Below are 13,731 nucleotides of genomic sequence, written 5' to 3' on the forward strand. Positions count from 1 at the left end.
CCGAAACTTAACTGAAACTGAATCAAGCGCTCTAGAACGTGTGTTCCAGGTCACAAAAAATGTGACCGGCGTGTTTCGGCGGAAGGAGTCCGACCCGTCAACCCAAACCAATTGTCGCTAAATCAACGACATCTGGCGACCCGGCGGACAGAAGGCCGTGCAGTCGAGGTTATAGCCCTCGCGTCTATTCAGCCCGACTTTTTTGATGGCCTTGGCGAAGCGCTGCGCAAGCAGGTCGGCAAACGGCCCTTCACCGCGCATCCGCGCGCCGAAACGGCTGTCATACAGCTCGCCGCCGCGACTCTGGCGAATCAGGCTCAGCACATGCGCGGCACGTTGTGGATAGTGCGCCTGCAGCCACTCCTCGAACAGCGGCGCGACTTCCAGCGGCAGGCGCAACATCATGTAGGCGGCACTTTGCGCACCGGCAGCATGAGCCTCGGTGAGCAGGCTTTCGATCTCGCTGTCATTGATCATCGGAATCATCGGCGAACACAGCACGCCGACCGGAATGCCCGCTTCGCGCATCACCCGGATCGCGCGCAGGCGTGCCTTGGGCGCCGCGGCGCGCGGTTCGAGGATGCGTTTGAGCTCGTCGTTCAGGGTGGTCAGGCTGATCATCACCGTCACCAGCCGCTGCTGTGCCAGTTCGGTGAGCAAATCGAGATCGCGCAGAATCAGCGAACCCTTGGTGACGATGGTCACCGGATGGCGATAGCGCAGCAGCACTTCCAGGGTCTGTCGGGTGATCTGGTATTCGCGCTCGATCGGCTGATACGGGTCGGTGTTGGAACCGAGATTGATCGGCGCGCATTGATAGCCGGGTTTGCTCAGCTGTTCTTCCAGGATCTGCGCGGCGTTGGTCTTGGCGATCAGCCGGGTTTCGAAGTCGAGGCCTGGCGACATGTCCCAGTAGGCGTGGCTGGGGCGTGCGTAGCAATAGATGCAGCCGTGCTCGCAGCCGCGATAGGGATTGAGCGAGCGATCAAACGGCAGGTCAGGCGAGGTGTTGCGGGTGATGATGGTTTTTGCGGTTTCGATCATCACCTCGGTGTTCTGCGTTTCGGGCACTTCCTGATACCAGCCGTCGTCCTCGGCCACCGAGCGGTTCGGTGCGAAGCGGTTGTGCGGGTTGGTCGCGGTCCCGCGACCGCGTGGGGGGAGAGGGAAAGACATTAAAGCGCCTCAATACTGTTTGCATGTACAGTATATCGAGTTGGGTTCTCATGCCAGCACCGCTCGGCACCTTACCCGTCCTCTAACGGCATCCTTGTCAGGATTGCCATCCCAGCAATCCTGTGAGGCTAATCCTGGACACCAATGAAAAATTTGAATGCACTGACCCACTACGCAAAGACACTGATACAGAGGTCCAGTTCGCTTGGTATTGATTTGCCGAGAATGTCTTCAATTCCCCGAACTTGTTTTTCTGTTAGTTCTAGAACGCCATAGTTCACGCCATCTTGAAGGGACTTCCAGCCAACTAGTTCCAGAATTTTTTGATTGAATTCTGGTGCGACGTCTAACTCAAACTGCAGAAACTGATTCTCGTGACCGTCTGGAAAAAACCTTCGATACATAAAACCATAAATACTGCTTATCTATTTAGGCAAAGTCCCGCCGCTTTGAGGGCTTGTGACGGAACTTTCAGTAGGAGTTATTTGGTTTAGTGGGACCATGACGCTATGCCACAACACCAATAAACAAATCGAGATTGTCAGGTAAGGATTCTTTAATGGCGAAAGCAATCTGTCTCGTTTGCTGGTCATTCAGCGGTAACTCACCATCGGCCTCGGATTCAAGACTCTCCCATCCCAGTATTTCCATTACCTTACTTTCAAATTCGGATTTTATGTCCAGCTCATATTTTAGCGAACTATCCTCAAAGTTATCGGGTAAAAAACCTGTGATACATAAGTACATAAATACCTCTCAGTCTACTTAGGAGTGGTTCGCCCTGGCTTTGCGGGTTTGGTCTGCTCCCCAGTTTCAGGATTATACTCACCCAGATGCTTCCCTTGTCTGTCGTACATTTCAACCGCTCCATGCTGGCTGTCCCACTCGTAAATACGACCTTTGGAATCCTTCCAGCGTGCACGTTTTTTTCCTCCCCGCTGCACACTGCTTTTTGATTTATCTTTCGTAGCATCTGGAAAAGCCGTCAAGCCTTTAGGCGCCGGATGATAGCCATGGTCTCCCGTGACACTCAGCGAAATATAGATCGGCTGAATGCCGGTGTTGGGGAACGTAATGATCGCGTCTTGGTAATCGGGCGGATGCTGTGGATTGGCCAGCATCTTGTCAGTCTGCTCCGTCGGCGGATACACCCACGCAGGGGATAGCGGCGGGGCGCCTTCCAATGCAGGAATACCCAACACATCGTCAGGGTTTGCCGCTGGCGTCCAAGTCAGGCCAATGCCGTTGCCGATGTCAGCGACGTATGTCTCGCCTTCTTTTCTGGCCCTTATGACGGGGACATTTTCCCAGTCCGATTTACCACCCGTGTAGAACCCGTAGATAGTTACTGAGCCATCCGGCAAGGTCTTCGTGTTGACGCGTACACGCGTGCGACCAGCATCCAGCATTGCGTACTGATCGTTCGTGTAGAAAGCACTGTCCGGAGAAATGCTGGTGTTCGGAATCAGTAACGCAACAGTGCCTAATGCCGCGCCGGTGGCAACGACGCTTGAACTTTCGAGCAAAGTGAGCGCGAGTGAACCGCCAAGGCGTTCGGCAATTGCACGGCCAGTTGCGGATCCGCCCACCCGTTGCAGCAGTGTGCCTTGGGGGGTGATTGCCGAACCGGTTCCGAGCACAGCCCAGAGGCCGTAGTCGGTCAGTTTTTCAACCGGCACAAACCCCGCTGGGTTGATGTGATTGATTACACCGTCGGGGAGGTTGCAGCTCTTGGCGAATACACAGCCGTACATTGGTGCATTTGCTGCGGGTTTTTTTAGTACTTCGTTTCTTCTTGCTTCATCGCGAGCCAACCCTTGTTCATACCGAAGGATTTCTGCTTGTTGGCGACGAATGTCGTCCGCTGTGAGTTTGCGAGGTCTGCAAATTGGACAGCTACACATAACTAAACGTCCGTACTTCGATAATTAGCGGTCAGCCTAATGCACGGTTCAAAACTCGGGTTGTAGGAAGGATCCTAAAAGCAATGCTGAATATTCCTTATATTCCATGCCATTTGCTGGAGATGAAGGAGAGACGGTTGGTGTGCGCTGAACAATGATGCACTGTTTTCGCGTTTTCATATTAGTTGCTCAATACAGTCAACCAAGTTCGCAGTGGTCCGGATTGTTGCGTGGTTGGTCGCTGGGGCAAGGTACAATCGGAGAAACATATGTGCCGTTGTGAATGAAAGTTATCAAATATAGTCTTCGCAACTTCCAGGCATCGACGCCTGTTTATTAATTTAAAAGGATTTAACTTGTGTCGTTTCTCAATCAACGCGGTGTTTTTCTGCAAATGATGCTGCCGGGGCCATCGGAACCCAATACCATTGTTTCGATGCAACTTGCTCGTAAGGAACTGGGCTGGGACGCTGAAGAACAACTGTCGACCGAGTCCTTGGTCGATTCGATTTATGTCCTCGCAGTGTCCAGCGATCGTGGCGAGTCCTTCACCATCCGCACTGACAAGAAGGATGTGGACGGCGATGGTGATATTGATAGTGATGACAAAGCCAAGTTGGCGGCATTGGCCAAGGCTTATGTGAATATCGTCAACCCTTGAATGGGTGCGTGAAACAGCTGTCATCACGACGCTTTGCAACAAAAACCCTGCATGACTGATTCATGCAGGGTTTTATGCTTTTAGTTGTGGCCAGTTACTTGGCCAAGATCATCACCCGATGTTGTTTTCATATCGTCGGTGCGCAGTCCAGCAACGTCTTTGGCCGAGACCGGTGCGCCCTTGTTGCCCCAACTGCCACGAATGAAGCTCACCACGTCCGCGACTTCCTGATCCGACAGGCGCCAGGCGAAGCCGGGCATGGTGAACGTCGATGGCGCCGTGTGCGTAGCTGGCAAGGTTCCGCCCTTGAGCACGATGTGGATCAGCGAAGTCGGATCGTCCGTCTGCAGCACCGGGTTGCCCGCCAGCGCCGGAAACACCCGGGTATAGCCGTGGCCATCGGTGCGATGGCACGCCGCGCAGTTGTCGATGTACACCGACGCGCCACGTTGACTGTCATCGCCGTTCCACAAGGCTTTCGCCGCTTTCTCGTCGTACTGATGCGGCTGGTCCGCTGGATCATTCGCCGGCAGTGATTTGAGATAGCGGGCAATCGCGGTGAGGTCGGCGTCGCTCATGTATTGCATGCTGTGCGTAACCACATCGCTCATGCCACCGAACACCGCACTGCGATCACTGCGTCCGGTCTTGAGAAATTGCACCAGTTGCTCTTCACTCCAACTGCCCAGACCATCCTTGTGATCGCCGCGCAGGCTCTTGGCGATCCAGCCTTCCAGCGGTGCACTGCCGGCAAGAAAATGTTCACCGTCCGCCGCGCTCAGGGCTTTTTCCTGCATGGTCAGCGCGCGCGGGGTGTGGCAGGCGCCGCAGTGGCCGAGGCCTTCGACCAGATAAGCGCCGCGATTGATCACCGCATCGTCGCCCGTGGCCTGGTAGTCCTCGACCTTCGGTGCAAACAGCCAGCGCCAGCCCATCAGCGGCCAGCGCATGCTCAACGGCCATGGAATGTCGCTGGCCTTGTTCTCCTGCGCCACCGGTTCGACGCCGTGCATGAAGTACGCATACAGCGCTTGCATGTCGCTTTGGCTGACACGGGCGTAGGACGGATATGGCATCGCCGGGTACAACGTGCTGCCGTTTTTGGCCACGCCGTGGCGTACGGCCTGATCGAAATCTTCGAAGCTGTAATCGCCGAGGCCGGTTTTGTCCGGGGTGATGTTGGTCGAGTAGATCGTACCGATCGGCGTTTCCATCGGCAGCCCGCCGGCGAACGGCTTGCCGCCCTTGGCCGTGTGGCAGGCCACGCAGTCACCCGCGCGGGCGAGGTATTGGCCTTGTTTGATCAGATTCTGATCAACTTCAGCCGCATGAACTGAAGCGCTGCCAAGCACGGCGAGAGTGGCGATAACGAGAGTCTTCATGGTCATCGCTCCTTAAGCCTGCACCAGCGGGCCGGGGTTTTTCAGGTATTGCTCGCGGATCGCTTTCGCCGACCAGTAGGTCAACGCCGCGACCAGACCGGTCGGGTTGTAACCCAGTCCTTGCGGGAAGGCCGAAGCGCCCGGAACGAACACGTTGTGCACGTCCCAGCTCTGCAGGTAACGGTTCAGCGCGCTGGTCTTCGAATCGGTGCCCATGATCGCGCCACCATTGAGGTGGGTGGTCTGGTACGAGGCGGTGTTGAAGTGGTCGCCCACTTGCTTGCCGATAACCGCGATGGCTTTCGGGCCCATGGCTTCGGCGATCTTGCCCATTTTCTCGACCATGAAACGGTTCATCTTGATGTCGTTTTCCTGCCAGTCGAAGGTCATGCGCAGCAGCGGCAAACCGTAGGCGTCGCGGTACACCGGATCGAGATCGAGATAGTTGCCACGGTAGGACTGATGCGCGCCGTGGGCATCCATCGACACCTGATGGGTGTAGTAATCGGCAGTGGCGCGTTTCCACGCACTGCCCCAGGCCGGGGTGCCCGGCGGGTTAGAGGTGCCGGCAATCGGTCGACTGCCGGCCTGGTTGACCCACATCGGCGAGCCGCCGACGAAACCGTGCGGGCCGTGATCGAAGTTGTCGGCGTTGAAATCGTCCACCGCCACGCCGTTGCCGCCGGCGCCGATGAAGTTGTTGGTGTGGGTGTCCTTGTCGAAGAAGGCCTTGATGGTCGCCATGTTCTGGTAGGCGAAGTTACGCCCGACCACGCCTTCGTCGCTGATCGGATCGTAAGGTTTGCCGATCCCGGAAAGCAGCATCAGACGTACGTTGTGCAACTGGAACGCGCCGAGGATCACCAGATCCGCTGGCTGCTCGATCTCCCGGCCCTGGCCGTCGATGTAGGTGACCCCGGTGGCTTTGGATTTGCTGCTGTCGAGATTGACCCGCAGCACATGTGAGTTGGGTCGCAGCTCGAAATTCGCCAGCGGCTTGAGCGCCGGCAGAATGTTCACGTTCGGCGAGGCCTTGGAATACATGTAGCAGACGTAGCCGCTGCAGAAGCCGCAGAAGTTGCACGGGCCCATCTGCGCGCCGTAGGGATTGGTGTATGGCCCGGAAGTATTTGCCGAAGGCAGGTTGTAGGGTTTGTAACCGACTTCTGTAGCCGCTTTGCCGAACAGCTGGGCGGACACGGTGTTTTTCTGCGCTTCAAGCGGGAATGGATTGGAGCGATCCGCCGCATACGGATTGCCGCCCTTGCCCTGACCGACCAATTGGCCCTTCACGGTCCAGGCCTGGCCAGAGGTGCCGAAGACTTTTTCCGCGAAGTCGAAAAACGGCTCCAGCTCTTCATAGCTGACGCCGAAGTCCTGGATGGTCATGTCCTTGGGGATGAAACTTTTACCGTAGCGCTCTTCGTAATGGCTGCGCATGCGCAACTCGATCGGATCGACCCGAAAGTGCACGCCCGACCAGTGCAGACCGGCGCCGCCGACGCCATTGCCCGGCAGGAACGCGCCCAACTGGCGGTTGGGCAGGGCGATATCGTTGACGCTGTGGCGAATGGTCACCGTCTCTTTGGAGATGTCCTGAAAGAGTTTTTTGCGCACGCTGTAGGTGAGTTCGTCGATCACCTGCGGATAGTTGCCGTCGGGATAAGTGTCTTGCATCGGCCCGCGCTCCAGCGCCAGCACGTTGAGACCCGCTTCGGTGAGTTCCTTGGCCATGATCGCGCCGGTCCAGCCGAAACCGACGATGACCGCATCAACCTTCTTCATTACCGTTGCCATGCTTACGCCCTCTCGCCGCGAATCGACACTGCCGGGAAGGGGTATTGCTCGTTGCGTTCCACCCAATCCATGAAATCGGCGCGCGCGCCGGGGAAACCGATCATGGTCCAGCCGACCATGCCTTTATTGCCACCGTGGATCGGGTCGCAGAAGAAACCTTCCTTGGTGTTTTGCAGCAGCAGATTGAAGAAAATCTTCGCCGGGACGGCGTCGAATTGCGGCTTGCCGGCTTCAAGTTGCTTGAGCAAGTCGTCTCGGGTAGCGCTGTCTTGCTCGGCAAATGTTTTTCCGCTGAGACCTTTTACCCACTGATCCGTGGCGGCGATGCCGAGGCGGTAGATGTCTTTGGGCACCAGTTTGCTCTGCCAGCCCATTTCCGGCGCAGCGTCGGCATTGAACGGGCCTTGCATGTACCACAGCGCGCCAGCGGCGTACGGGGTGTTCATCTGCCGGTCGATGTATTCCGGCACGCCGGCCTCGAGGGCGCCGGGGCCTTGCGCATCGCTGGGGATCAACTGCGCGACGGCGGCATTGACGAACGCCCATTCTTCGGCGGTGAAAAAGCTCGGCTGATAATCACCAGCACCGGCAGGGGCCGGTTTTGCCGCCGCAGGCGCCGGTGCGCTTGCTGGTGCAGCTTGCAGTACGCTGCTGCCCAGGCCGGTACCGGCGAGGGTAACCACCGGAATCAGGGTCAGGGATTTGCGCAGGAACTCACGCCGCGGATTGTCTCGATCTTGATCAGACATGGGGCACCTCATCAGGCATTAAGGTCAGCCGCTTCTGCGAGCAGCTCGAGGAATTTTGCGTCGCGATCACGGAGGTCAGGCCCGGTAAAAGGCGCCACGTCTGCAACATCATGTGACAAATGGTAGCAGGCTAAGCATCAAGAAAAACCGCTTAAGCGGAAAAAAGCACCGGGAGACGACGATTCACGATTCTTTGACGGCCGGCTCACGGGGCCTTGACCGCTGAGCGGCGAAGCTGCAACTCCTTCAACAAAGACTCCCGAAACGGTCAGCCCAGCATGTCTCGAGTGCGATTTTTCTCCGCTTTGTGTTTTTCGCTTGTCGCGCTGTTGCATGGCATTGCCGCCCGGGCGGCCGACGCAACACCACTTCGCCCGGCCGAGTGGGCGCAGCCGGTCGAAGCGCGATTCAACTTGTTCCGCATGTCGCCGACCCTGTATCGCAGCGCCTTGCCCAGCCGTGGCGCGGTGCCGCTGCTGAATCATCTGCACGTCGTCACCGTGATCAATTTCCTCCCGGAAGCCGACAGCGACTGGCTGTCTGACCCCGCGATCAAGCAGGTGCAGTTGCCGTATCGCACCAATCACGTCGATGACAGCGATGTGCTCAAGGCCCTGCGCTCGATTCAGTCCGCCGAGGCTGACGGCCCGGTGCTGATGCACTGCAAGCACGGCTCCGACCGCACCGGATTGATGGCGGCGATGTACCGGGTGGTGGTGCAAGGCTGGAGCAAAGAGCAGGCCCTGAAGGAAATGACCGAGGGCGGTTTTGGCGACAGCCAGCACTTTCACGACAGCGTGCGCTACGTGATGCAGGCCGACGTCGACCGGTTGCATGAAGCCTTGATCAATGGCGAATGCAGCACCAGTGCATTCGCCATGTGTTCCATGAAGAACTGGTTCGACTCGGCGCATGTCCAGCGCTGATCGGCTCAACCCGGCGGCGCGGCAAAAAGCTGAGGGTCGATCGGCTGACCGAGGAAGGCTTGCAGCGCCGCGGGCAGTGACTGCATGTCACCCGAAAACAGTATCTCGCGCAGATCCCGGCCCGTTTGCGCATTGAACACACCCTCGCGCTCGAAGCGTTTGAACGCCTCGCTGGCCATCACGCCGGACCATTTATAGGCATACACCGAAGCCTCATACCCGGTCGCCAGAAAATCGAAACTGTTGGCGAACCGGCAGTAGTCGGGTATCGGCAGGTGGGCAAACTCGCGCTGCACATCATTGAACACCTGCTGAATGCTGCGACCGTCACCGTGACAGCGATGTAGCTCTAAATCGAATAGCGCGCTCATCAACAAGATGGCCGTTTCCCGGCTTCGTTGTGCATCAAGGGCGGACAACGCTGCGTTTATCCGGTTTTCGGACAGCCGCTCGGCGGTTTTGTGATGGATGGCCATCCAGCGTAGAAACTCGGCTGAGTGCGCCCATTGTTCAAACAACTGCCCGATAAATTCGGCAGCGTCGCGGCTCAACTGCGAGATGCCGGACAGGTTGTAATGCGGCGAACGGCTCAGGACGTGATGCAGGCAGTGTCCGAACTCATGCAGCAGTACGCGCAGATCCTGGTGTGAAAGCAGGTTTTCCTGGCCGGCGACTGCGGCGGTAAAGTTGCTGTGAAGCGAGGCAATCGGCAATGTTCGCCGGCCTTCGGCATTGACCCGACGGTTGCGCAACACACCCGACCACGCAAAGTCATTGCCAGCTTCGCGGTGGAACAGGTCGATATACACGTAGCCGATCGGTTGACCATGCTCGCTGACTTCGAACAGTCGGACCTGGTCGTCGAAGGGGTCGCGCTGCGCTTGTTCGCTGATTCTGATCCCGAGCAGATGCTCGCTGAAGCGCAAGAGGCTGCGCAACGCAGTGTTCAACGGGAAATACTGGCGCAGGTCATCCAGCGCGCCGTCCGCGTGTTGTCGACGAAGTTGTTCCGCCAGAAAATCCTGATCCCATGGCTCGAGCTGCTCGATACCCTGCGTGCGGGCAAAAGTCCGCAGTTCCTCGGTTTCCTCGGCCAGCGCCGCTGCGTTGAGGGCTATTTGCCGACGCAGGAATGCACTGACCTGCGAGGTGTCTGTAGCCATACGATCGTGCAAGCGCAATTGGGCGAAATTGTCGAAGCCCAGCGTCCGGGCTTTTTCGTGACGCAAGAACAGCAACACCATCAGTACCGGCTCATTGTCGAACTGTCCGGCATCAGCCCCCTGATCCGAGGCACGTGTGCAATACGCTCGGTAACATTCCTCGCGCAGCGCGCGATTCTGCGCATGGGTCATGATCTGCTGGTAGGTGTTTTGTTCCAGTGTCAGTCGCCAGCCAGGGAGTCCCGCCTGTCTTGCATTGGCAGCCAGATGCTCCTGCACGTCGGGCCTCAGCCCCGCCAGCAACGTAACGTCGACAATGTGCTTGCTCCAGGCGGCGCTGGCAGTTTTGAGATTGCTCATGAACAGTTTCTCCATGAGGTCGATCTCTGTGTTCAATTGCGCCAGCTTTTCGCTTTGAGCGTTGGGCAACCCGGCTCCCGCCATGTGGAATCCGCGCAGGGTTTTCGCCAATGAGGCTTTGCGTGCATCACTGAAACTGCCCGCTATCGAACTGCTTGCCAGGCGCTGATAGGTCTGTAGCAACGCCGGATTTCTGCGCTTTGCGGCCAAAAATTGCTCTGCGACTACGCTGCTCAAGGCGCTCTGCTGTATCCAGTCGGGATCCTCGGAATGAATTACTGTCAGGAACTCGATGACCGCGATGGTTTCATCCAGGCGCGCGCCCGCCTCATCGATGGCGATGACCAGATCGTCCCAGTTGGGATGATCGACCTGAGTGGCGATGACGTTTTCGATAATCTGTTGGTTGTCAGCAACAATCTGGTCGATCGCCGGCATCAGATGCCGGGCGCGCACCGCTGACCAGGGCGGCAATTGCCAGTGTTGTAAAAGCGGATTGGTGTCAGGCATGGCGTCTTCCGTGAGAGAGGGCTGAATGGGTCAGCCTAATCACGAAGCGCGGGGGCGAGGTGGTAGATAGTTACCGCCACCTGCCGACGATCATCGGCAGATGGCAGTAGCAGTCACTGTTGTTCGTCAGGCTTTTTCTTCAGCTTCGGGTTCGGGAAGAACTGCACGGCCTGGACCTTTTTATCGGCGGCAGGCTTCAGCGCGCTGGTATTGACCCGTGTGCCCAGCTCCTTGGGCACCGACAGGCCCTGCTCGTTGAGGGTGTCGGAATAACCGCAGGCCACGCATTCGCGGTGCGGCACGCCGTCCTCGTTCCACATCATCAACTTGTCCGGCTCGCTGCACGCCGGGCAGACCGCCCCGGCGATAAAGCGTTTCTTGGTGATCACAGGGCCGTCGCTCATGCTGCCGCGTCCTCACTCAGACCGCTGTGGCGCAACAGCGCGTCGATCGACGGTTCACGGCCACGGAAGTCGACGAACAGCACCATCGGTGCCTGCGAGCCGCCGCGCGCCAGAATCGCTTCGCGGAACGCCCGACCGGTGTCAGCGTTGAGCACGCCGTCCTCTTCAAACTTGGAGAAAGCATCGGCGGACAACACTTCGGCCCACTTGTAGCTGTAGTAACCGGCCGCGTAACCACCGGCGAAGATGTGCGCGAAGCTGTTGGGGAAGCGGTTGTAAGCCGGTGGACGCATCACCGACACTTCGTCACGCACGCCCTCCAGCACTTGCGCCACGCTGCGGCCATCGCCGTGGGTGGCGTGCAGTTCGAAGTCGAACAGCGAGAACTCCAGCTGCCGCACCATCATCAGACCGGACTGGAAGTTCTTCGCCGCGAGCATTTTTTCCAGCAGATCCTGCGGCAGTGGCTCGCCAGTCTCGTAGTGGCCGGAGATCAGCGCCAGGCCTTCCGGCTCCCAGCACCAGTTTTCCATGAACTGGCTTGGCAACTCGACTGCATCCCATGCCACGCCGTTGATACCGGACACGCCAGCGTGCTCGACGCGGGTCAGCAAGTGATGCAGGCCATGGCCGAATTCGTGGAACAGGGTGGTGACTTCATCGTGGGTCAGCAGCGCCGGTTTGCCGCTGTCGGCCGGGGTGAAGTTGCACACCAGATTGGCCACCGGGCTTTGCAGCACACCGTCGACGGTGCGGCGACGGTCGCGGGCGCCATCCATCCACGCGCCGCCACGCTTGTTGGCGCGGGCATACAGGTCGAAGAAGAAGCGGCCGACGTGCTGGCCGTTTTCCTTGATTTCGAACAGCCGCACGTCGGGGTGCCAAGTGTCGAAGCCTTTCTGCTCGGCGATCTCGATACCGTACAAACGCTGGACGATAGCGAACAGGCCGCTCAGGACTTTATCGATCGGGAAGTAGGCACGCAGGGTTTCCTGAGCGACGCTGTAACGTTGCTCGCGGAGTTTTTCGCCGTAGAAGCCACTGTCCCAGCTTTGCAGATCGGCGCAGCCCTGTTCGGCGGCGTATGCACGCAACTGTTGCAGATCCTGGGCGGCGAACGGCTTGCTGCGCTGGGCCAGATCACGCAGGAAGCTCAGCACCTGATCGCTGGATTCGGCCATTTTTGTCGCCAGGCTCAGCTCGGCGAAACTGCCGAAGCCCAGTAGTCGGGCCAATTCCTGGCGCAGGTCGAGGATCTCTTCCATCACCGGGCCGTTGTCGTTCTGCCCTGCATTCGGGCCCTGGTCCGAGGCGCGGGTGCAGTAGGCGGCGTAGACTTCTTCGCGCAGTGCGCGGTCCTGCGCATAGGTCATCACGGCGTAGTAGCTGGGGAATTCCAGAGTGATCAGCCAGCCATCGAGGCCTTTGGCTTGGGCGGCAGCAGCCATTTGCGCCTTGGCCGAATCGGTCAGGCCGGCGAGGGCGGCTTCATCGGTAATGTGTTTGGTCCACGCCTGAGTGGCGTCGAGCAATTGGTTGGAGAAGCGGCTGCCGAGCTCGGACAGCTTGCTCTGCACTTCGGCGTAACGTTTCTGCTCGGCTTCCGGCAGGTCGATACCCGACAGGCGGAAATCGCGCAGGGCGTGTTCCAGAATGGTTTTTTGCGCGACGTCGAAACTGGCAGCTTCTTGACTGTTGGCCAACGCTTCATAGGCCTGGAACAGTTCGCGGTTCTGGCCCATTTCGGTGGAGTAGGCGCTCAGGGCCGGCAGGCACGACTCGTAGGCTTCACGCAGTTCGGCGCTGTTGCACACGGCGTTCAGATGGCTGACCGGGCTCCACGCCGCACCGAGGCGATCGTTGAGTTCGTCCATCGCCAGCACCAGACCGGCCCAGGTCGGGTTCTTGCCCTGGGTCTTGAGGATCTCGGCGATGGCGGCGCGGTTGTCCGCGAGGATGGTTTCGATGGCGGGCAGGACGTGTTCGGCACGGATCGTGGAGAACGGTGGCAGGTCATAGGACTGCAAAAGAGGGTTGTTCACGCTCACGGTTGGCACCTTGGCTGGAAGAAACATGCGCCCATCTTAATTACAATCGACACTCACCGCAGCTATCGGCGACAGAGAGAGAACTAATCGTGTCCCTTCGCAACTATCAGAATCACACCCCCCGTTTGAGCAAAGGCGCATTCGTCGATGGTTCGGCGGTGGTGATCGGCGACGTTGAAATCGGCGAAGACAGCTCGGTCTGGCCGCTGACGGTGATCCGTGGCGACATGCACCGCATCCGCATCGGTACACGCACCAGCGTGCAGGACGGCTGCGTGTTGCACATCACCCACGCCGGCCCGTTCAACCCGGACGGTTTTCCCTTGCTGATCGGCGATGACGTGACCATCGCCCACAAGGTCATGCTGCATGGCTGCACCGTCGGCAGCCGCGTGTTGATCGGCATGGGCAGTATCGTCATGGACGGCGCCGTGATCGAAGACGATGTGATTATCGGCGCCGGCAGCCTGGTGCCACCAGGCAAGCGCCTGCAAAGCGGCTTCCTCTATGTCGGTAGTCCGGTGAAACAGGTGCGAGCGTTGACCGACAAGGAAAATGCCTTCTTCACTTACAGCGCGGCGAACTACGTCAAGCTCAAGGACCTGCATCTGGCCGAAGGCTACGACCAGCTCTGAATTGCCCTACACCTGC

General features: G+C 58.5%; 13 protein-coding genes. 3 read left to right on the plus strand and 10 right to left on the minus strand.

The genetic code is table 11. The annotated features are described in order from the left end of the window. Positions 1 to 117 precede the first annotated feature (117 nt). The 4 genes from J2Y90_RS06470 to J2Y90_RS06480 all read right to left on the minus strand — a co-directional run bounded on the left by J2Y90_RS06470 (position 118) and on the right by J2Y90_RS06480 (position 2,930). Positions 118 to 1,176, minus strand: coding sequence for a PA0069 family radical SAM protein (locus J2Y90_RS06470; protein ID WP_253497627.1), 1,059 nt, complete (start codon positions 1,174 to 1,176; stop codon positions 118 to 120). Positions 1,177 to 1,346: 170 nt separating this feature from the next. Continuing rightward, a complete protein-coding gene (locus tag J2Y90_RS26590; protein ID WP_367399435.1) occupies positions 1,347 to 1,580 on the minus strand; it encodes a pyocin S6 family toxin immunity protein in 234 nt (77 codons plus the stop codon). A 103-nt stretch (positions 1,581 to 1,683) separates the two neighbouring features. Continuing rightward, positions 1,684 to 1,923 (minus strand): pyocin S6 family toxin immunity protein, encoded by a 240-nt coding sequence (locus tag J2Y90_RS06475; protein WP_253497630.1) that lies wholly within the window; start codon positions 1,921 to 1,923, stop codon positions 1,684 to 1,686. A 14-nt stretch (positions 1,924 to 1,937) separates the two neighbouring features. Continuing rightward, complete coding sequence (locus J2Y90_RS06480; protein WP_253505082.1) at positions 1,938 to 2,930, minus strand: colicin E3/pyocin S6 family cytotoxin; 993 nt, start codon at positions 2,928 to 2,930, stop codon at positions 1,938 to 1,940. A gap of 508 nt (positions 2,931 to 3,438) precedes the next feature. Here J2Y90_RS06480 and J2Y90_RS06485 point away from each other — a divergent pair. Beyond that, positions 3,439 to 3,741 (plus strand): hypothetical protein, encoded by a 303-nt coding sequence (locus J2Y90_RS06485; RefSeq protein ID WP_253497633.1) that lies wholly within the window; start codon positions 3,439 to 3,441, stop codon positions 3,739 to 3,741. An 80-nt stretch (positions 3,742 to 3,821) separates the two neighbouring features. Here the strand turns inward: J2Y90_RS06485 and J2Y90_RS06490 are convergent, their stop codons facing one another. The 3 genes from J2Y90_RS06490 to J2Y90_RS06500 are packed head-to-tail and all read right to left on the minus strand — an operon-like array spanning position 3,822 to position 7,669. Beyond that, on the minus strand, positions 3,822 to 5,123 hold the full coding sequence (locus J2Y90_RS06490) for a c-type cytochrome (RefSeq protein ID WP_253497636.1): 1,302 nt from the start codon (positions 5,121 to 5,123) through the stop codon (positions 3,822 to 3,824). A 12-nt stretch (positions 5,124 to 5,135) separates the two neighbouring features. After that, the gene (locus J2Y90_RS06495) at positions 5,136 to 6,920 is read right to left on the minus strand and encodes a GMC family oxidoreductase (protein ID WP_253497639.1); all 1,785 of its coding nucleotides are present in this window, start codon (positions 6,918 to 6,920) and stop codon (positions 5,136 to 5,138) included. 2 nt (positions 6,921 to 6,922) lie between these two features. Next, a complete protein-coding gene (locus J2Y90_RS06500; protein ID WP_253497642.1) occupies positions 6,923 to 7,669 on the minus strand; it encodes a gluconate 2-dehydrogenase subunit 3 family protein in 747 nt (248 codons plus the stop codon). A 278-nt stretch (positions 7,670 to 7,947) separates the two neighbouring features. Between J2Y90_RS06500 and J2Y90_RS06505 the strand changes: the two genes are divergently transcribed. Further along, positions 7,948 to 8,595 carry a phosphatase domain-containing protein gene (locus tag J2Y90_RS06505; protein WP_253497646.1) on the plus strand — a complete coding sequence of 216 codons (648 nt, stop codon included), beginning with the start codon at positions 7,948 to 7,950 and terminating at the stop codon, positions 8,593 to 8,595. A 5-nt stretch (positions 8,596 to 8,600) separates the two neighbouring features. Here the strand turns inward: J2Y90_RS06505 and J2Y90_RS06510 are convergent, their stop codons facing one another. The 3 genes from J2Y90_RS06510 to prlC all read right to left on the minus strand — a co-directional run bounded on the left by J2Y90_RS06510 (position 8,601) and on the right by prlC (position 13,080). After that, positions 8,601 to 10,628: a M3 family metallopeptidase gene (locus J2Y90_RS06510; RefSeq protein WP_253497649.1), complete on the minus strand. Its 2,028-nt coding sequence runs from the start codon at positions 10,626 to 10,628 to the stop codon at positions 8,601 to 8,603. A 113-nt stretch (positions 10,629 to 10,741) separates the two neighbouring features. Next, a complete protein-coding gene (locus J2Y90_RS06515; protein WP_016772316.1) occupies positions 10,742 to 11,032 on the minus strand; it encodes a YheV family putative zinc ribbon protein in 291 nt (96 codons plus the stop codon). After that, the gene (gene prlC / locus J2Y90_RS06520; protein WP_253497651.1) at positions 11,029 to 13,080 is read right to left on the minus strand and encodes an oligopeptidase A; all 2,052 of its coding nucleotides are present in this window, start codon (positions 13,078 to 13,080) and stop codon (positions 11,029 to 11,031) included. Before prlC ends, J2Y90_RS06515 begins: the two co-directional genes overlap by 4 nt. An 89-nt stretch (positions 13,081 to 13,169) precedes the next feature. Here prlC and J2Y90_RS06525 point away from each other — a divergent pair, with 89 nt between their 5' ends. After that, the gene (locus J2Y90_RS06525) at positions 13,170 to 13,715 is read left to right on the plus strand and encodes a gamma carbonic anhydrase family protein (protein ID WP_253497654.1); all 546 of its coding nucleotides are present in this window, start codon (positions 13,170 to 13,172) and stop codon (positions 13,713 to 13,715) included. Positions 13,716 to 13,731: the final 16 nt, after the last annotated feature.

The sequence above is a fragment of the Pseudomonas koreensis genome, assembly GCF_024169245.1.
GTDB lineage: Bacteria > Pseudomonadota > Gammaproteobacteria > Pseudomonadales > Pseudomonadaceae > Aquipseudomonas > Aquipseudomonas koreensis_F.